15 protein-coding genes, 3 tRNA genes and 1 pseudogene are annotated in these 17,813 nt (G+C 71.7%); 10 read left to right on the forward strand and 9 right to left on the reverse strand.

The annotated features are described in order from the left end of the window. The 3 genes and pseudogenes from MHW47_RS10555 to MHW47_RS10565 form a co-directional block, all read left to right on the forward strand. Positions 1 to 367: pseudogene (locus MHW47_RS10555) on the forward strand (hypothetical protein); the annotation flags it as partial. Between the two features lie 173 nt (positions 368 to 540). After that, positions 541 to 2,004: a N,N-dimethylformamidase beta subunit family domain-containing protein gene (locus MHW47_RS10560; RefSeq protein ID WP_239222416.1), complete on the forward strand. Its 1,464-nt coding sequence runs from the start codon at positions 541 to 543 to the stop codon at positions 2,002 to 2,004. Positions 2,005 to 2,121: 117 nt separating this feature from the next. Further along, entirely contained in the window at positions 2,122 to 3,036 is a 915-nt protein-coding gene (locus MHW47_RS10565) for a phosphoribosylaminoimidazolesuccinocarboxamide synthase (RefSeq protein WP_239222417.1), read from the forward strand. A 122-nt stretch (positions 3,037 to 3,158) separates the two neighbouring features. Here the strand turns inward: MHW47_RS10565 and MHW47_RS10570 are convergent. The 8 genes from MHW47_RS10570 to MHW47_RS10605 all read right to left on the reverse strand — a co-directional run bounded on the left by MHW47_RS10570 (position 3,159) and on the right by MHW47_RS10605 (position 7,797). Continuing rightward, a tRNA-Gly gene (locus tag MHW47_RS10570) sits at positions 3,159 to 3,231 on the reverse strand. A gap of 22 nt (positions 3,232 to 3,253) precedes the next feature. Continuing rightward, on the reverse strand, positions 3,254 to 3,865 hold the full coding sequence (locus MHW47_RS10575; RefSeq protein ID WP_239222418.1) for a response regulator transcription factor: 612 nt from the start codon (positions 3,863 to 3,865) through the stop codon (positions 3,254 to 3,256). After that, positions 3,862 to 5,187 carry a sensor histidine kinase gene (locus MHW47_RS10580; protein ID WP_239222436.1) on the reverse strand — a complete coding sequence of 442 codons (1,326 nt, stop codon included), beginning with the start codon at positions 5,185 to 5,187 and terminating at the stop codon, positions 3,862 to 3,864. The genes MHW47_RS10575 and MHW47_RS10580 overlap by 4 nt, the downstream gene beginning before the upstream one ends. 17 nt (positions 5,188 to 5,204) lie before the next feature. After that, complete coding sequence (locus MHW47_RS10585; RefSeq protein ID WP_239222419.1) at positions 5,205 to 6,005, reverse strand: ABC transporter permease; 801 nt, start codon at positions 6,003 to 6,005, stop codon at positions 5,205 to 5,207. After that, entirely contained in the window at positions 6,002 to 6,946 is a 945-nt protein-coding gene (locus tag MHW47_RS10590) for an ABC transporter ATP-binding protein (protein WP_239222420.1), read from the reverse strand. Before MHW47_RS10590 ends, MHW47_RS10585 begins: the two co-directional genes overlap by 4 nt. A gap of 157 nt (positions 6,947 to 7,103) precedes the next feature. Beyond that, positions 7,104 to 7,176, reverse strand: a tRNA-Gly gene (locus MHW47_RS10595). Between the two features lie 81 nt (positions 7,177 to 7,257). Next, a tRNA-Gly gene (locus MHW47_RS10600) sits at positions 7,258 to 7,329 on the reverse strand. Between the two features lie 132 nt (positions 7,330 to 7,461). After that, positions 7,462 to 7,797 carry an Lsr2 family protein gene (locus MHW47_RS10605; RefSeq protein ID WP_239222421.1) on the reverse strand — a complete coding sequence of 112 codons (336 nt, stop codon included), beginning with the start codon at positions 7,795 to 7,797 and terminating at the stop codon, positions 7,462 to 7,464. A gap of 386 nt (positions 7,798 to 8,183) precedes the next feature. On the opposite strand from MHW47_RS10605, the gene purS reads away from it, so the two are divergent. From purS to purL, 3 genes are read left to right on the forward strand one after another with little or no spacing between them, the layout of a single operon-like run. Beyond that, entirely contained in the window at positions 8,184 to 8,444 is a 261-nt protein-coding gene (gene purS / locus MHW47_RS10610; protein WP_018521910.1) for a phosphoribosylformylglycinamidine synthase subunit PurS, read from the forward strand. Continuing rightward, positions 8,441 to 9,121 (forward strand): phosphoribosylformylglycinamidine synthase subunit PurQ, encoded by a 681-nt coding sequence (gene purQ, locus MHW47_RS10615; RefSeq protein WP_239222422.1) that lies wholly within the window; start codon positions 8,441 to 8,443, stop codon positions 9,119 to 9,121. Before purS ends, purQ begins: the two co-directional genes overlap by 4 nt. Further along, complete coding sequence (gene purL / locus MHW47_RS10620; protein ID WP_239222423.1) at positions 9,118 to 11,367, forward strand: phosphoribosylformylglycinamidine synthase subunit PurL; 2,250 nt, start codon at positions 9,118 to 9,120, stop codon at positions 11,365 to 11,367. Before purQ ends, purL begins: the two co-directional genes overlap by 4 nt. Positions 11,368 to 11,434: 67 nt before the next feature. On the opposite strand, the gene MHW47_RS10625 is transcribed toward purL, so the two are convergent. After that, entirely contained in the window at positions 11,435 to 12,964 is a 1,530-nt protein-coding gene (locus MHW47_RS10625; RefSeq protein ID WP_374230079.1) for an MFS transporter, read from the reverse strand. Positions 12,965 to 13,085: 121 nt separating this feature from the next. Here MHW47_RS10625 and MHW47_RS10630 point away from each other — a divergent pair, with 121 nt between their 5' ends. The 4 genes from MHW47_RS10630 (at position 13,086) to purM (ending at position 17,786) form a co-directional block, all read left to right on the forward strand. After that, positions 13,086 to 13,724 carry a TetR/AcrR family transcriptional regulator gene (locus MHW47_RS10630; RefSeq protein ID WP_239222424.1) on the forward strand — a complete coding sequence of 213 codons (639 nt, stop codon included), beginning with the start codon at positions 13,086 to 13,088 and terminating at the stop codon, positions 13,722 to 13,724. Between the two features lie 190 nt (positions 13,725 to 13,914). Continuing rightward, complete coding sequence (locus MHW47_RS10635) at positions 13,915 to 14,715, forward strand: maleylpyruvate isomerase family mycothiol-dependent enzyme (RefSeq protein WP_239222425.1); 801 nt, start codon at positions 13,915 to 13,917, stop codon at positions 14,713 to 14,715. 410 nt (positions 14,716 to 15,125) lie between these two features. Beyond that, the gene (gene purF / locus MHW47_RS10640; RefSeq protein ID WP_239222426.1) at positions 15,126 to 16,652 is read left to right on the forward strand and encodes an amidophosphoribosyltransferase; all 1,527 of its coding nucleotides are present in this window, start codon (positions 15,126 to 15,128) and stop codon (positions 16,650 to 16,652) included. Positions 16,653 to 16,712: 60 nt separating this feature from the next. Beyond that, entirely contained in the window at positions 16,713 to 17,786 is a 1,074-nt protein-coding gene (purM, locus tag MHW47_RS10645; RefSeq protein ID WP_239222427.1) for a phosphoribosylformylglycinamidine cyclo-ligase, read from the forward strand. The last annotated feature ends 27 nt before the right edge of the window (positions 17,787 to 17,813 follow it).

The raw sequence follows: 17,813 nt of genomic DNA on the forward strand, positions 1-17,813 counted from the left end.
CCGCGCACCCGGTCCCGCCGTCCCCGCCGCCCCCGCACCCACCCCCGCCACCCCCCGCAGCGACGACCTTCTCGCCCTCTGGGGCCCCGACCCGCTGCCCCTCTTCCCGTTGCAGCCGCCCCGCACCGGGATCGACCTGCTCGTCGACCACGTCGCGGCGATGGTCTGCTGTGCCGCCGTGGACACGGCGGGGGCGGCCCCCGGCCTCGACTGGCTCGACGGGCCGGCGCTGCTCGTCGGCGGGGAGCGCCGGGCGGATCTCGGGAGCCTGGTGCTCAGCCTGGTCGAGGACGGCGACGCGGGCCCGCTGCGGTCCTGGCTGGACTCGGTGGGCGTACGCGCCGACAAACCCGTGCGCCTCGTCTGAACCGCCTCGTCGCCCTTCGCGCGGAGCGCGCGTAACCGGAGCATTGAGTTCCGTTAAACGTCAATTCGCGACGAACGGTGACGGAGTGCGTGCGTTATGTGATGTGCTGGGGAACGGCGCCGACAGCCGGCGCGTCACAGGTGTTCCGGGGGTTGTGAGGGAGGGGGAGCGTCATGGGGGCGGAACAGATCCGTCGGTGGGAATCGGGTGCCTTGGCGCACGCCGTGACCGATCCTTTCGGCCAGGGCCCGCTGCCCTGGCTGCGCGGCAGCGAGAACTACTTCGACGACACCGGGCAGATCGTGCCCTGGTACGCGGACCCCACCCTGCACGGAGGCTCCACGGACGGCGGCACGCGCACCGCCGACGACGTGCACCGGCAGATCAAGGGCTTCACCTCCACCGGAGCCGCCGCCCCCGGTGAAGCGATCGACTTCCACATCACGGTGGACCCGCCCCAGCAGTTCACCGTGGACGTCTACCGGATCGGCCACTACGGGGGCGACGGCGCCTCGAAGATCACCACGAGCCCCCGGCTGTCCGGCATCGTCCAGCCGGCCCCGCTTGCCGCCGACCGCACGGTCTCCTGCCACCACTGGTGGCTGTCCTGGCGGCTGCAGATCCCGTCCTACTGGTCGATCGGCGCGTACGTCGCCGTGCTGACGACGCTCGACGGCTACCGCTCCCACATCCCGTTCACCATCCGCGACGACCACCCGGCCGACCTGCTGCTGGTGCTCCCGGACGTCACCTGGCAGGCGTACAACCTCTACCCGGAGGACGGCCGGACCGGGGCCAGCCTCTACCACGCCTGGGACGAGGAGGGCCGGCTGCTCGGCGAGGAGGACGCCGCGGTCACCGTCTCGTTCGACCGCCCCTACGCCGGGGCCGGCCTCCCGCTGCACGTGGGACACGCGTACGACTTCATCCGCTGGGCCGAGCGCTACGGCTACGACCTCGCCTACGCCGACACCCGCGACCTGCACGCGGGCCGGGTGGACCCCACGCGCTACCGGGGCCTGGTCTTCCCCGGCCACGACGAGTACTGGTCGGTGCCCATGCGCCGTACGGCGGAGCGCGCCCGCGACCACGGCACCTCGCTCGTCTACCTCTCCGCCAACACCATGTACTGGCAGGTCACCCTCGGGCCCTCGGCGTCCGGGGTGCCCGACCGGCTGCTCACCTGCCGCAAGCGCCGGGGCCCCGGCAAGCCCGCGCTGTGGCGGGAGATCGACCGCCCGGAGCAGCAGCTGCTGGGCATCCAGTACGCGGGCCGGGTGCCCGAACCGCACCCGATGGTCGTGCGCAACGCGGAGCACTGGCTGTGGGACGCCACGGGCGCCGGGGAGGGCGACGAGATCGACGGCCTGGTCGCGGGCGAGGCCGACCGCTACTTCCCGCGCACCACGCTGCCCGAACACGACAACCGCATCCTGCTCGCCCACTCCCCGTACCAGGACGGCGAGGGCGTGCTGCGGCACCAGGAGACCTCGCTGTACCGGGCCCCGTCCGGGGCGCTCGTCTTCGCCTCGGGCACCTTCGCCTGGTCCCCGGCGCTGGACCGGCCCGGCCACGTGGACCCGCGCATCCAGCGGGCCACGGCCAACCTGCTCGACCGGATCTGCAAGCGGGCCTGAGGACGGGCGTCCCGCGCGGCTGTCCCCGGGCCACCCGGTCGCCACCCCTCCGCAGCCGGAGGTTCCCGGATACGGGAGAATCGGAACCGTTCCTGGATCAACCTACGCGGAGGCAGCGTGTCCGGATTCGTAGAAAAGCCCGAGCCCGTGCAGGTACCGGGACTCACCCACCTGCACACCGGCAAGGTGCGCGACCTGTACCGGAACGAGGCCGGTGACCTCGTCATGGTCGCCAGCGACCGGATCTCCGCGTACGACTGGGTGCTGCCGACGGAGATCCCCGACAAGGGCCGCGTCCTGACCCGTCTGTCGATGTGGTGGTTCGACCAGCTCGCCGACCTCGTGCCCAACCACGTGCTCTCCACCGAGGTGCCCGCCGGGGCGCCCGCCGACTGGGCCGGGCGCACGATGATCTGCACCTCGCTGCGGATGGTCCCCGTCGAGTGCGTCGCCCGCGGCTACCTCACGGGCTCCGGCCTCCTGGAGTACAACGACTCGCGCACCGTCTGCGGCATCGGCCTCCCGGACGGCCTCGTGGACGGCTCCGAGCTGCCGGGCGCGATCTTCACGCCCGCCACCAAGGCCGCCGTCGGCGACCACGACGAGAACGTGAGCTACGAGGAGGTGGCCCGCCAGGTCGGCACGGAGACCGCCGCCGCGCTGCGCCGGACCACCCTGGACGTGTACGGCAGGGCCCGCGACATCGCGCGCGAGCGCGGGATCATCCTGGCGGACACGAAGTTCGAGTTCGGCTACGCGCCCACCGCGGACGGCGGCGAGGTCCTGACCCTCGCCGACGAGGTCCTGACCCCGGACTCCTCCCGCTTCTGGCCGGCTGGCTCCTGGGAGCCCGGCCACGCCCAGCCGTCCTACGACAAGCAGTTCGTCCGCGACTGGCTGACCTCGCCGGCCTCCGGCTGGGACCGCAGGAGCGAGCAGCCGCCCCCGGCGCTGCCGCAGGACGTCGTGGACGCGACGCGCGCCAAGTACGTGGAGGCGTACGAACTGCTCACCGGCACCCCCTGGCAGTAGGAGCGGCGCCCTCGTCGGCCGGAAACGGACCCGGACCGGGACCGGCCGACGAGGACCCCCGGCCGGAAACGGGGCCGGAACACGAAGAAGCCCCGGCCGGAGGGCCGGGGCTTCTTCCTCTGAGCGGACGACCAGGTTCGAACTGGCGACCTCAACCTTGGCAAGGTTGCGCTCTACCAACTGAGCTACGTCCGCAAGCGCCGAAGCGCGAGACCTACTATACCCAACCCCGCTGGCGTGCGAGACGCACTGCCGCGTGACGGTTCTCGGCCCCGAGCTTCGTGGCCGCCGCCGACAGGTAGTTGCGTACGGTCCCCTGCGACAGCGAGGCCCGTTCGGCGATCTCCGCGACCGGCGCGCCGTCGGCCGCCAGCTCCAGCACCTCGGTCTCCCGCACGGTCAGCGGCGAGTCCCCGGCGGCGATGGCGTCGGCCGCCAACTCCGGGTCCACATAGCGGTTTCCGGCGTGCACGGCGCGGATGATGCCGGCCAGCTGACGGGCGCTGACGGTCTTCGGGACGAAGGCCCGCACACCCGCCGCGAGGGCCCGCTTGAGGTGGCCGGGCCGGCCGTGGCTGGTCACGATCATCGTGCGGCAGCCCGGGAGTTCGGCCCGCAGCGATGTGGCCACACTCACACCGTCCGCCTCCGGCATCTCCAGGTCCAGCACCGCCACGTCCGGCCGGTGCGCCCGCGCCATGGCGAGGGCCTCCGGGCCCGTCGCCGCCTCCGCGACCACCACCAGGTCCTCCTCCATCGCGAGGAGGGCGGCGAGCGCGCCCCGGATCAGATGCTCGTCATCGGCGAGCAGCACCCGTACCGCGGTCATCTTCGTCCTTCCAGCAGGCCGGACCCCGGCCGTACCATCACGCCGGGGGCCCCCACGGTCCCCGGCGGCAGTCCCTGCTTCCCGCCGCCGTCCGCCTTGGTCAGCGGGATGCTCGCGGTCAGGTGGAAGCGCCCGTTCTTCGCGGGGCCCGCCTCCAGGGTTCCGTCGAGCGCGCCGAGCCGTTCCCGGAGGCCCGCCAGGCCGGAGCCGGGGGCGTCGGACGCGGGCGCGGCGACGGCGGCCGCCGCTCCGTCGTTCTCCACCCGGAGCACGGCGGCGTCCGTCGTCGTGGTCACCCGGATCACGCACGCGCGCGGGTCGCCGTGGCGCAGCACGTTGGTCGCCGCCTCCCGGACCACCCAGCCGAGCGCCGACTGCACGGGCGCGGGCAGCCGTTCACCGCTGTCGCCGGTCACCGTGCAGTCGATGCCGGCGGCGTTCAGCACGCCCTTGGCGCCGGCCAGTTCCGTGGTGAGGTCGGCCTCGCGGTAGCCGCGCACCACGTCCCGCACCTCCTGCTGGGAGGCCCGCGCGATCCGCTGGACCTCGACCATCTGGTCCACCGCCTCCGGCCGGCCGCGCTGCGCCAGCTCCACCGCGAGTTCGCTCTTGAGGGCGATCACCGCGAGGTTGCGGCCCAGTACGTCGTGCATGTCCCGGCCGAACCGCAGCCGTTCCTCGGCGACGGCGAGCCGCGCCTGGACGTCCCGCGCCTCCTCGGCCTGCCACATCACGCTCATGCTCCAGGCACTGGGTCGTACCGAGACCAGGACCAGCACACAGCCGAAGAGGCTGCACGGCACGACCGCGGCCAGCGTGCCGCCCCGGACCCCGGCCGCGGCGAGGGCGCCGGTGATCAGGGCGGTGAGGGCGAGCGACTCGATCATGAAGCGGCGCACCGGCACCAGCAGCACCCGCGTGATCACCAGGGCCATCGGGGCGTTCAGCGCCATGAGCAGCAGTCCGGAGCCGTGCACCCCGTCCACCCCGGCCAGCCCCGCCAGCAGCCCGATGGCCAGCAGCAGGAGCGCCACCGGGGCGATCAGGCGCCGCTCGGGGAAGACGGAGAAGCCGAGGTAGTGCTCGTAGGAGGCGGGGAGGTTGCGGTTGCTCAGCAGGCACTGGGCCAGGCTCGCCAGGAGCAGCGCCACCCCCAGGGCCAGCGGCACCGGTTCGTGGCGGATGTGCGACTGGAAGGGCGCCCCCTGCCAGGCCACCGCGAAGAACCAGGGCAACGCGGAGATGGTGAACCGCGAGTAGAGGTCGATGCGCTCCATTTTGTTGCGCTCCTGCCAACTGCGCCACCAGCCCCGTACGCGGATCACGGTCCGCCCCCCTTTCAGCGTCGCGGATCCCAGCGGAACCACCGCTGCACAGCAAACACCGCGAGTGCCGTCCATGCCAGTCCGATCAGCCCGGCACCGAGCAGATCGGTGTTCTCGGGGACGCCGAGCCAGCCGGCCCGGATCAGGGTCATCACGCCGGTCACCGGCAGGAATTCGCAGAACGTCGCGAGCCGGTCCGGGTAGACGTCCAGCGGGACGAAGACGCCCGAGCCCATCATCGAGATCAGGAACAGCGGCAGGGTCGTCAGCTGGGCCGTCTGCACGGTGCGGGTGACGACGGAGGTGATCCCGGCCAGGGCCGTCAGCAGCACCACGCCCAACAGCAGCCCGCCCAGCAGCAGTTCCGGGCGGTCGGGAGCGTCGAGGTCGAAGAAGACGGTGCCGGCGACGACGATGACGAGGCTCTGGGCCAGGGCGAGGGCGGTGGAGGGGAGGGCCGTGCCGGTGAGGATCTCGCCGTCCCTGACCTCTCCGGTGCGCAGCCGCTTCAGGACCAGTTCCTCGCGCCGGGCGACGTAGGCGGCGACCATGTGCATGTAGACGGCCTGGATGAGCACCATGCCGATGCCGCCCATGAGCGCGGCCCCGCCCATGGTGAGGCCGGTGCCGTCCAGATCGATGTTCTCGAAGGCGGACCGCATGGCCAGCATCATGGTCACCGGTACGAAGAGCGCGACGAAGATCGCCGTCCTGTTCCGGCTGAGCAGCGTCAGCTCGGCGCGCCCGAGGGCGGCCAGCCGGGTCCGGGCCGTGCTGCGGGCGGCGTCGGCCGCGGGGGTGGTCGCGGTGGTCATGGGACGGGTACCTCTTCGGTTTCGGCGGCGGACTTCGCGATGTCGAGGAACGCCTCCTCGAGGGAGGCCGCGCGGGCGTCGAGCTTGTGCAGCGCGACGCCCGACTCGGATGCCCAGCGGAGGAGTTCGGCGAGGGAGTCCTGGAGGTGGAAGGTGCGGATCTCCACCCGGCTGCCCTCGGCGGCGGCGCGGAGGTCCAGGGGCAGCCGCGCGGCCGGGACGTCCCGGGGCAGCTCGAAGCGGATGCGGGCGGGGCGGGCGGCCGTCACCTCGTCGGGGGTGCCGGCCGTGACGATCCGGCCCCGGTGCATGATCGCCAGCCGGTCTGCGAGGGACTCCGCCTCCTCCAGGTAGTGCGTGGTGAGCAGGACCGTGGTGCCGTCCTCCTGGAGCCGGCGCACCAGTTCCCAGGTGTCGCGGCGGCCCTCGGCGTCCAGGCCGGTCGTCGGCTCGTCCAGGAAGAGCACCTCGGGCCGGCCGAGCAGGGCCAGGGCCAGGTCGAGGCGCCGCCGCTCACCGCCCGAGAGCTGCTTGACCCGGACCCGGCTGCGGTGGGCGAGGCCGACCAGCTCCAGCGCCTCCCCGACCGGGCGGGAGCCGCTGGTGCAGCCCGCCCACATCCGTACCGTCTCGGTGGCCGTCAGCTCCGAGGGGAACCCGCCCTCCTGGAGCATCACGCCGATGCGGGGGCGGACCCGGGCGCGCTCGCTGTACGGGTCGTGCCCGAGGACCCGTACCCGGCCCCCGTCGGGGCGGGTCAGGCCCTCCAGGAGTTCGACGGTGGAGGTCTTGCCGGCGCCGTTCGTCCCGAGGAGGGCGAACAGCTCGCCGCGCGCCACCGTGAACGAGACGCCGCTCACGGCCTCGAAGCCGCCGTCGTAGCGGCGGCGGACGTCCTCCGCCTGGATCACGCACTCACGGGGCATGTCGTCGCTGGTCATGGGACCAGGCTTTCGTGGCGGGGGCGGCGGGGGCAGTGCGCGCTGTCATCGCCGCCGATGACAAACGTCATGGTGGCGGGGGGTGCGGGGTCTGCGCCGGGACCGCGAATGAAAGGAAGAAGGCCCCGGTCGAAATGACCGGGGCCTTCTTCACTTGAGCGGACGACCAGGTTCGAACTGGCGACCTCAACCTTGGCAAGGTTGCGCTCTACCAACTGAGCTACGTCCGCATTGCCGCCACTCGGCTTTCACCGGTGGAGCGATCACTACTCTACCTGATCCACCGGAGTGGTCCTGCAGGAGTGATGCAGAGCGGGTGACAGGAATTGCACACTGCGCCTTCCCCCTGGAAGGGGGATGTTCTGCTACTGAACTACACCCGCACGCTGCGTGGGGTTCGGCCTTTTCGGCCTTGCCCCTCGGCGTGCTCCAGACTCTATCCGACCTGCGGGGGTGTTGCGCAAGTCGGCTCCCCCGCGAGCCCCCCTGCGGGGCCGCCCGGAGCTGTCGGTGGGTCAACTCGCTTCCTGGAACGCCTCGTAGACGCTCTTGGGGATGCGGCCCCTGGCCGGCACGTCCATCCGGTGCGAACGCGCCCAGGCGCGCACCGCCGCCGGGTCGGGCGCGAGCGAGGTGTGCCGGTACGAAACGGGAGCCTTGCCGTGCTTGCCGGTGTTTGTCTGCTTACGGCCGGCCGCCACGTACGGGGCCAGGGCGGTGCGCAGTTTCTTTGCGTTGGACGGATTGAGGTCGATCTCGTACGACTTCCCGTCCAGGGCGAAGCTGACCGTTTCCGCCGCCGTTCCCCCGTCGATGTCGTCGGAGAGTGTGACCACTACGCGCTGCGCCACGGATATCGGTCCTTTCCTACGGCACCGTCGCGTCTGACATGCGTCGATGCCGGCCTTCCGGCTGTGAGCGCGGATGCGGGCCGACTGTTGTCGGTGCTCCGGGGCAATGCTGCATTCCCCGGTAATCATTTGTACAGCGAGGGGGACCGCATTGTGAAGCCCGCCCATTTACCTGCGCGTGTCCGGGCACTATCCGGACGGCCCATGAGCATTTGTTTCGCGGCTTTTCCGCCGTCCGGTGATCGTTCGAAATCTGAGCGTGATCTATCCCGTTTGATATCTACCCGCGTAGAATTTCCGGGCAGGTACGCTGAGAGGACCCGCGGGGGTCCGGGGTACCCCCTCCGGAGAAACAGCCGCACCACACCACCACACCGGGAGTGCCAGTGGCACGCGTCGTAGTCGACGTCATGCTCAAGCCCGAGATCCTCGACCCGCAGGGACAGGCGGTGCAGCGCGCACTGCCCCGTCTCGGCTTCGAGGGAATCGCGGACGTACGTCAGGGAAAGCGTTTCGAGCTGGAGGTCGAGGGGCCGGTCGACGACGCCGCCCTCGCCCGTATTCACGAGATGGCGGAGACCTTCCTCGCCAACACCGTGATCGAGGACTTCACCGTGAAGGTGGAGAACGCCGAGGAGTCGAAGTGACCGCTCGTATCGGAGTCGTCACCTTTCCGGGCACGCTCGACGACCAGGACGCCCTGCGGGCCGTACGGGTCGCGGGCGCCGAGCCCGTATCACTGTGGCACCGCGACAAGGACCTGCACCAGGTCGACGCGGTGATCCTGGCGGGCGGATTCTCGTACGGCGACTATCTGCGCGCCGGAGCCATCTCCCGGTTCTCGCCGGTCATGGAGACGCTGATCGAGCAGGCGAAGGCGGGCCTGCCGGTCCTCGGCATCTGCAACGGCTTCCAGGTCCTGACCGAGGCGCACCTGCTGCCCGGCGCGATGCTGCGCAACAACCACCTGCACTTCGTCTGCCGCGACCAGACGCTGCGCGTCGAGAACGCCGGTACCGCCTGGACCTCGGACTACACCGAGGGCCAGGAGATCTCGATCCCGCTCAAGAACATGGACGGCCGCTACACCGCCGACGAGCGCACGCTCGACGAGCTGGAGGCGGAGGGCCGCGTCGCCTTCCGTTACGTGGGCCCCAACCCCAACGGTTCGCTCCGCGACATCGCGGGCGTCACCAACGCCGCGGGCAACGTCGTCGGCCTGATGCCGCACCCGGAGCACGCCGTGGAGCCGCTGATCGGCACCGGTCGCACCGACGGCCTCGGTTTCTTCACCTCGATCATCAAGAAGCTGGTCAACGCATGAGCCTGGACACGGTCGAGCACGCGGCCGAAACCCCGGACGCCGAGCAGCCCTGGAAGGAACTCGGCCTCAAGGAGGACGAGTACGCCCGCATCCGCGAGATCCTGGGCCGCCGTCCCACCGGCGCCGAGCTCGCCATGTACTCCGTGATGTGGTCCGAGCACTGCTCGTACAAGAGCAGCAAGGTCCACCTCAAGCAGTTCGGCGAGAAGGTCCCCGCCAACGACGCGATGCTCGTCGGCATCGGTGAGAACGCCGGTGTGGTCGACGTCGGCCAGGGGTACGCGGTCACCTTCAAGGTCGAGTCGCACAACCACCCCTCGTACATCGAGCCCTACCAGGGCGCGGCCACCGGCGTCGGCGGCATCGTCCGCGACATCCTCGCCATGGGCGCCCGCCCGGTCGCCGTGGTGGACCCGCTGCGCTTCGGCGCCGCCGACCACCCCGACACCAAGCGCGTCCTGCCGGGCGTGGTCGCGGGCATCGGCGGGTACGGCAACTGCCTCGGCCTGCCGAACATCGGCGGCGAGGTCGTCTTCGACGCCTGCTACCAGGGCAACCCGCTCGTCAACGCCGGCTGCATCGGCGTGATGAAGCACGAGGACATCCACCTCGCGAAGGCCTCCGGCCCGGGCAACAAGGTCATCCTGTACGGCGCCCGCACCGGCGGCGACGGCATCGGCGGCGTCTCCGTGCTCGCCTCGGAGACCTTCGAGTCGACCGGCCCCGCCAAGCGCCCCGCCGTCCAGGTCGGCGACCCGTTCCAGGAGAAGCTCCTCATCGAGTGCACCCTGGAGATCTTCAAGGAGAAGCTCGTCGCGGGCATCCAGGACCTCGGCGGCGCCGGGCTCTCCTGCGCCACGTCCGAGCTGGCCTCCGCGGGCTCCGGCGGCATGCGCGTCGAGCTGGACACCGTGCCGCTGCGCGACTCCTCCCTCTCGCCCGAGGAAATCCTCATGAGCGAGTCGCAGGAGCGCATGTGCGCCATCGTCGAGCCGCAGCACGTGGACCGCTTCCTGGAGATCTGCGAGAAGTGGGACGTCATCGCCACCGTCATCGGTGAGGTGACCGAGGGCTCCCACCTGGAGATCTTCTGGCACGGCGAGCAGATCGTGGACGTGCCGCCGCGGTCCGTCGCCCACGAGGGCCCGACCTACCACCGCCCGTTCGCCCGCCCGTCCTGGCAGGACGCGCTGCAGGCCGACGACGCCGGCAAGCTGGCCCGCCCGGCCGGCGGCGCGGAGCTGCGCGAGCAGGTCCTCAAGCTGGTGGCGTCGCCGAACCAGGCGTCGAAGTCCTGGATCACGGACCAGTACGACCGGTTCGTGCAGGGCAACACCGTCCTCGCGATGCCCGAGGACGCCGGCATGGTCCGCATCGACGAGGAGACCAACCTCGGCGTGGCCATGGCGACCGACGGCAACGGCCGGTACGCCAAGCTCGACCCGTACACCGGGGCGCAGCTCGCGCTCGCCGAGTCGTACCGCAACGTCGCCGCCTCCGGCGCCAAGCCGCTCGCGATCTCGGACTGCCTGAACTTCGGTTCGCCCGAGGACCCGGACGTCATGTGGCAGTTCGCCGAGGCCACCCGCGGCCTCGCGGACGGCTGCCTGGAGCTGGGCACCCCGGTCACCGGCGGAAACGTCTCGCTGTACAACCAGACCGGTGAGACGGCGATCCACCCGACGCCGGTCGTGGCCGTGCTCGGTGTCATCGACGACGTCACGCGGCGGACGCCGGTCGCCTTCGCGCAGGAGGGCCAGCTCCTCTACCTGCTGGGCGACACGCACGAGGAGTTCGGCGGCTCGGCCTGGTCCGAGGTCATCCACGGCCACCTCGGCGGCATGCCGCCCAAGGTGGACCTGGGCCGCGAGAAGCTGCTCGCCGAGATCCTCATCGCGGGCTCCCGCGACGGCATGATCGACGCGGCGCACGACCTGTCGGACGGCGGCCTCGTCCAGGCGGTCACCGAGTCCTGCCTGCGCGGCGGGAACGGCGCCCGGCTGGTCGTGCCGGACGGCCTCGACGCGTTCACGCTGCTGTTCTCCGAGTCCGCGGGCCGCGCGGTCGTCTCGGTGCCGCGCAGCGAGGAGCTGCGGTTCACCGACATGTGCGGGGCGCGCGGGCTGCCCGTGACCCGCATCGGTGTGGTGGACGGCGACGAGATCGAGGTCCAGGGCGAGTTCAGCATCCCGCTGAGCGAGCTGCGTACGGCGCACGAGGAGACGATCCCGGCGCTGCTGGCGTAGTTCCCGCACCGCTCGACACGAAACCCCCGACCGGTTCGCCCGGCCGGGGGTTTCGCGCTGGGGGCGGTCAGATCTTCGTACGGGCGCCGGGCAGCCGGGTCGCCAGGATCAGGGCGAGGACCATGGCCCCGGTGGCGCAGGCGAAGACCGCGCTCGTGGAGGAGACGAAGGCGTCCAGGGCCTCCTCGCGGGCCGGGCCGGTGAGCCGGGCGATGTCGCTGGTGGTGCCGCCGGGGCCCTGGGCGGCGTACACCCTGCTGAGGACGGCCCCGAAGAGGGAGGCGCCGAGCGCGGTGCCCAGGGTCTGGAAGAAGCGGACCCCGGTGGTGGCGACGCCGAGCTGCCGCTCCGGGGCGGTGTCCTGGACGAGTTCGATCAGCTGGCCGATGAGCTGTCCGAAGCCGATCCCCATGAGGAGCAGGGCGCCGCGCACCGTCCACAGGCCGGTGTCCGTGTCGAGCGTGGTCAGCAGGGCGAGGGCGGCCGAGGCGAAGACGGAGCCGCTGACGACGAAGGTCTTCTGCGACCAGCCGGCCGCGACCAGCCGGCCCGAGAGGAGGCCGACGACGGTCATGCCGATGGCCATCGGGACCAGGAAGAGACCGGCCGAGGTGGCGGCGACACCCCGGACGACCTGGAGGTAGATCATCACGTAGACGATCGACCCCATCATCGCGACGCCGACGAGCCCCTGGATCGCGAAGCCGTACCGCATCGGCCGCAGCGAGAAGATCGAGAGCGGCAGGATCGGTTCGGCGGCCGTGGCCTGGCGCCACAGGAACAGGCCGAGCGCGACGGCGGCTGCGACGGCGAGGCCGGTGATCACGGGGGAGGTCCAGGCGTACTCCTCGCCGCCCCACTCGGTGACCAGCAGCAGCGCGCTGGAGAAGGCGGCGGCGAGCCCGGCGCCGAGGAAGTCGATGCGGTGGCGCGTCGTGCGGACGGGGAGGTCGACCACGAGGGCGGCGGCGACGAGGACGGCGATGCCGACCGGCAGGTTGACGTAGAAGATCCAGCGCCAGCCGGCGTGGTCGGCGAGGGCGCCGCCGAGCCAGGGGCCGAGCGCCATGCCCGCGCCGGCGATGATCCCGCCGATGTTGCCCTTCCTGTCGCCGCCGCCGGGCTTGCCGTCCTTGCCCTCCTTCGGCCCGGCCGCCGCCCCGATCTGGCGCAGGACGACCATGGTGACGCTCATCAGCCCGCCGCCCCCGGCGCCCTGGAAGGCGCGTGCGGCGATCAGCTCGCCCATGGACTGGGCCATTCCGCACAGGGCCGAACCCGTCAGGAAGGTGGCGAGCGCCCCGAGGAAGACCTTCTTGGCGCCGAGCGTGTCGCAGAGCTTGCCGTACAGCGGAAGCGCGGCGGTCGCGGCGAGCTGGTAGGCGGCGATCAGCCAGGGAATCCGGTCCACGCCGTGCACCGGGTCGAGGTCGCGGACGATCGGCACGGTGGCCGAGGACACGATGTTCGAGTCCAGGACGGCCAGCAGGATCGTGACGACGCAGAGCGCCATGGCGATCGTGGTGCCGCGCCTGGTGGGCGGGCGTTCGGTGCCGGCCTCCCGCCGCGGTGCGGTGGCGATCGTGGTCGCGGACATGGCAGTGGTCCCCCTCCTGGCGGTGCGGGGCGCACCGCTGCGGTGGTTCCACTGTCCCGACATTCATATACCGAGTCAAGTTTTCTCCTCGGATTAATTTTCATCCTGGTACAGTGATGTCATGACCGAGGGGATGGGCTTGCGCGAGCGCAAGAAGATCGAGACCCGGCGCCGGCTGCTGGCGGCCGCCACGGAGCTGTTCTCCGAGCGCGGGTTCGATCAGGTCTCCGTCGCGGAGATCGCCGACGCGGCCGACGTATCGAAGATGACCGTCTTCAACTACTTCGACAGCAAGGAAGACCTGGTCTTCGAGCCGCTGGAGGAGCATGTTGACGACGCCGCCCGGGTCGTGCGGGAGCGTGCTCCCGGTGAGTCCGCGGTGGCGGCGCTGCGCCGGCAGTTCATCGACGCCGTCGAGCGCCGCGACGCCTCGGTGGGCATGAGCGACTCCCCGGTGGTGCTCGGCATCGTGCGCCTGATCACGGAGACGCCCGCGCTGCTGGCCCGCGCCCACTCCTTCTTCGCGCGCACCCAGGACCGGCTCACCGCGGTGCTCGTCGAGGAGGGCGAGGAGCCGGCCATCGCGCGCATCGTCGCCTCCCAGCTGCTGGGCACCCGCGACGCGCTGCTCACCGAGAACCGCAGGCGCCTGCTGGCCGGCGAACCGGCCGACGCGGTCGCCGCCGACGCCGTCGCCCTGGCCCACCGGGGCTTCGACCTGCTGGAGAAGGGCCTCGGCGCCTACGCGACCCGGGGCTGACGGGGGAGCGGGACGCCTAGCGGGACGCCGACCTGGGCCTGAGGGGGGAGCCGGGCGCCCGCCCGGGGGCTGACAGGGGAGCGGGACGCCGACCTGGGGCTGAGGGGGAGCCGGGCGCCCGCCCGGGGCTGACGGGGGAGCCGGACGCCAACCCGGCCGCCCTGTCGGTGCCACGCCGTAGGCTCCCCGCATGCCGCCTTCGCAGAAGCGAGCCCGTCGCTACGACCCGGCCAGGACCCGTGCCGCCGTGCTCGCCCAGTTCACGCACGTACGCGATGCCGTGCGCACCCTGACCCCGGAGCAGCTCGCCGCGCCGAGCGGCCTCGGCGACTGGACGGTGCGCGAGCTGGCCGTCCACCTCACGATGGCCCTGGACCATGTCGTCCGGACGCTGGAGCTGCCCGCCCCGGCCCTCGCCAAGCCCGAGGTCTCCCTCCTGGAGTGGCCGTTCACCACGGCGTCCCGGGCCCCCGGCATCGCGGACGACACCACCGCCCGGGCCGCCGCCCACCCCGGCCTGGACGCGCTCTTCGAGGAGACCGCCGCCCGGTTCGAGGCGCTGGTCCCCGGCGCGCCCGAGGACCGGTTGCTGGCCACCCGCGTCGGGGCGATGCGCCTCGGCGACTTCCTGGTCACCCGGACCGTGGAGCTGGTCGTCCACACCGACGACCTGAACGCGGCGACCGGGCTCGGCGTCCCGTACGACCGGCAGGCGCTCGCCGCGTGCAGCCGGCTCCTCGCGGACGCGCTGGCCGAACGGGCGCCGGGCGGCTCGGTCGAGGTCCGGGTGCCGCCGTACGCGGTGGTGCAATGCGTCCAGGGCCCGCGCCACACCCGGGGCACCCCGCCCAACGTCGTCGAGACCGACCCGCTCACCTGGATTCGGCTGGCCACCGGGCGCACGGAATGGGCGCGCGAGGTCGAAGCGGCGAAGGTCTCCGCCAGCGGGGAGCGCGCCGACCTGTCGGAACTGCTGCCCCTGATGGGCTGACCCGCGGCGGAACCGGGACCACCACCGGAAGCGGAATCAGCGCCGGGCCGCCCGCCGGTGCCACCCAGATGCCGCATTCCGGGCGGCTCCGGTGTGAGGCTCACCACGAAAAAACCGTTCGCCCCGTTCCCGTGCGGCGCCCGCCGACCGCCTCACTCAGCGCCACGAAGCGGTCCGTCGGGCGCTGCGCACGGTGGCCGGAAACGGTCGGCGGACGGCCGGCGATCCGGCTGTCGCCTGCCCTGCGGCGGTTGCCGCGCGTAGATCAGGAAAGGGCTGCGGTCACTCCGGGTGATCGCGGGGGGTTCGCGGGGGAGGGGGGTCGGGCGGGCTAGAGAGGGGCCTTTCCGGCGGTCCGGCGGGTCGTCCCCAATTCGGACCAGTGGTCGATCTCCCCTACACTCGGTGGCGTGCCTCGTGGTGATGGACGACTCAACCACGACCTGCTCCCCGGAGAGAAGGGCCCCCAGGACGCTTGCGGCGTCTTCGGTGTCTGGGCTCCGGGCGAAGAGGTCGCCAAGCTCACCTATTTCGGACTGTATGCCCTGCAGCACCGTGGACAGGAGTCCGCGGGTATCGCAGTGAGCAACGGGTCTCAGATCCTGGTCTTCAAGGACATGGGACTGGTCTCGCAGGTCTTCGACGAAACCTCCCTGGGATCGCTCCAGGGCCATATCGCGGTCGGTCATGCCCGCTACTCCACCACCGGTGCCTCGGTGTGGGAGAACGCTCAGCCGACGTTCCGTGCCACCGCGCACGGCTCGATCGCCCTGGGCCACAACGGGAACCTGGTCAACACGGCCCAGCTCGCGGAGATGGTCGCCGACCTCCCGCGCAAGGACGGCCGCGCCACCCAGGTCGCCGCGACCAACGACACCGACCTGGTGACCGCCCTGCTCGCCGGCCAGACCGACGAGGACGGCAAGCCGCTCACCATCGAGGAGGCCGCCGCCCAGGTGCTTCCCCAGGTGCGGGGCGCCTTCTCCCTGGTCTTCATGGACGAGCACACGCTCTACGCCGCCCGTGACCCGCAGGGCATCCGCCCGCTGGTCCTGGGCCGCCTGGAGCGCGGCTGGGTCGTCGCCTCGGAGTCCGCCGCCCTCGACATCTGCGGCGCCAGCTTCGTCCGCGAGATCGAGCCCGGCGAGCTGGTCGCCATCGACGAGAACGGTCTGCGCACTTCGCGATTCGCGGAGGCGAAGCCCAAGGGCTGTGTCTTCGAGTACGTCTACCTGGCCCGCCCCGACACCGACATCGCGGGCCGCAACGTCTACCTCTCGCGCGTCGAGATGGGCCGGCGGCTGGCCGCCGAGGCGCCCGTCGACGCCGACCTGGTCATAGCGACCCCGGAGTCCGGCACCCCGGCCGCCATCGGCTACGCCGAGGCCAGCGGGATTCCGTTCGGCAACGGCCTGGTGAAGAACGCCTACGTCGGCCGGACCTTCATCCAGCCGTCCCAGACGATCCGCCAGCTGGGCATCCGCCTCAAGCTCAACCCGCTCAAGGAAGTCATCAAGGGCAAGCGCCTGGTGGTCGTCGACGACTCGATCGTCCGCGGCAACACCCAGCGCGCACTGGTCCGGATGCTCCGCGAGGCCGGCGCCGCCGAGATCCACATCCGGATCTCGTCGCCCCCCGTGAAGTGGCCCTGCTTCTTCGGCATCGACTTCGCGACCCGCGCCGAGCTGATCGCCAACGGCATGTCCGTCGAGGAGATCGGCACGTCGATGGGCGCCGACTCGCTCGCCTACATCTCGATCGACTCCATGATCGAGGCGACGACGATCGACAAGCCGAACCTGTGCCGCGCCTGCTTCGACGGCGAGTACCCGATGGAGCTCCCGGACCCGGAGCTGCTCGGCAAGCAGCTGCTGGAGACCGAGCTGGCGGCGGGCCCCGCGGCGACCGCGGCGTCCGACGCGCTGCGGCGTCCGTGATCCGGACCGCCCGGCAGCCCTTCCCCGAGCCCCGTATTTCCACACGAAAGATCCCAGGCAATGTCTGAGACAACAGGTGCTTCCTACGCGGCAGCGGGCGTCGACATCGAGGCCGGCGACCGCGCCGTCGAGCTGATGAAGGAGTGGGTCAGGAAGACCCAGCGCCCCGAGGTCGCGGGCCTCGGCGGCCTCGGCGGCTTCGCCGGCCTCTTCGACGCCTCGGCGCTCAAGCGCTACGAGCGTCCGCTGCTGGCCTCCGCCACGGACGGCGTCGGCACCAAGGTCGACCTCGCCCGCCGCATGGGCGTGTACGACACGATCGGCCACGACCTCGTCGGCATGGTCGTGGACGACCTCGTCGTCTGCGGCGCCGAGCCGCTGTTCATGACCGACTACATCTGCGTCGGCAAGGTGCACCCCGAGCGCGTCGCGGCCATCGTCAAGGGCATCGCCGAGGGCTGTGTGCTGGCCGGCTGCGCGCTGGTCGGCGGCGAGACGGCCGAGCACCCCGGACTGCTGGCCGCGGACGACTTCGACGTCGCCGGAGCCGGTACGGGGGTGGTCGAGGCCGACCGCCTGCTGGGCCCCGACCGCATCCGCGAGGGCGACGCCGTGATCGCCATGGCCTCCTCCGGGCTTCACTCCAACGGGTACTCGCTCGTCCGCCACGTGGTCTTCGACCGGGCCGGCTGGGCGCTGGACCGTCAGGTGGAGGAGTTCGGCCGGACCCTGGGCGAGGAACTCCTGGAGCCCACCCGGATCTACTCGCTGGACTGCCTGGCCCTCACCCGGACGACCGAGGTGCACGGCTTCAGCCACGTCACCGGCGGCGGCCTCGCCAACAACCTGGCCCGGGTCATCCCGGACCACCTGCACGCGACGGTCGACCGCTCGACCTGGACGCCGGGCGCCGTCTTCGACGTCGTCGGCACGGCCGGCCGGGTCGAGCAGCTGGAGCTGGAGAAGACGCTCAACATGGGCGTCGGCATGATCGCGGTCGTGCCCGCCGACTCCGTGGACGCGGCGCTGACCACGCTGGCCGACCGGGGCGTCGACTCCTGGGTCGCCGGTGAGATCACCGCGCGCGGTGACCACGCGACCGGCGCCGAGCTGGTGGGTTCGTACGCACGCTGAACGGGAACGGCCGGGCCGACGGGCCCG

The sequence above is a fragment of the Streptomyces sp. OfavH-34-F genome (assembly GCF_022347745.1).
Lineage (GTDB): Bacteria > Actinomycetota > Actinomycetes > Streptomycetales > Streptomycetaceae > Streptomyces.

Coding starts and splice junctions, on each gene's coding strand:
- MHW47_RS10560 (WP_239222416.1), top strand. CDS start 541: ATGGGGGCGGAACAGATCCGTCGGTGGGAATCGGGTGCCTTGGCGCAC.
- MHW47_RS10575 (WP_239222418.1), bottom strand. CDS start 3,865: ATGACCGCGGTACGGGTGCTGCTCGCCGATGACGAGCATCTGATCCGG.
- MHW47_RS10585 (WP_239222419.1), bottom strand. CDS start 6,005: ATGACCACCGCGACCACCCCCGCGGCCGACGCCGCCCGCAGCACGGCC.
- MHW47_RS10590 (WP_239222420.1), bottom strand. CDS start 6,946: ATGACCAGCGACGACATGCCCCGTGAGTGCGTGATCCAGGCGGAGGAC.
- purL (WP_239222423.1), top strand. CDS start 9,118: ATGAGCCTGGACACGGTCGAGCACGCGGCCGAAACCCCGGACGCCGAG.
- MHW47_RS10625 (WP_374230079.1), bottom strand. CDS start 12,964: ATGTCCGCGACCACGATCGCCACCGCACCGCGGCGGGAGGCCGGCACC.
- MHW47_RS10630 (WP_239222424.1), top strand. CDS start 13,086: ATGACCGAGGGGATGGGCTTGCGCGAGCGCAAGAAGATCGAGACCCGG.
- MHW47_RS10635 (WP_239222425.1), top strand. CDS start 13,915: ATGCCGCCTTCGCAGAAGCGAGCCCGTCGCTACGACCCGGCCAGGACC.
- purM (WP_239222427.1), top strand. CDS start 16,713: ATGTCTGAGACAACAGGTGCTTCCTACGCGGCAGCGGGCGTCGACATC.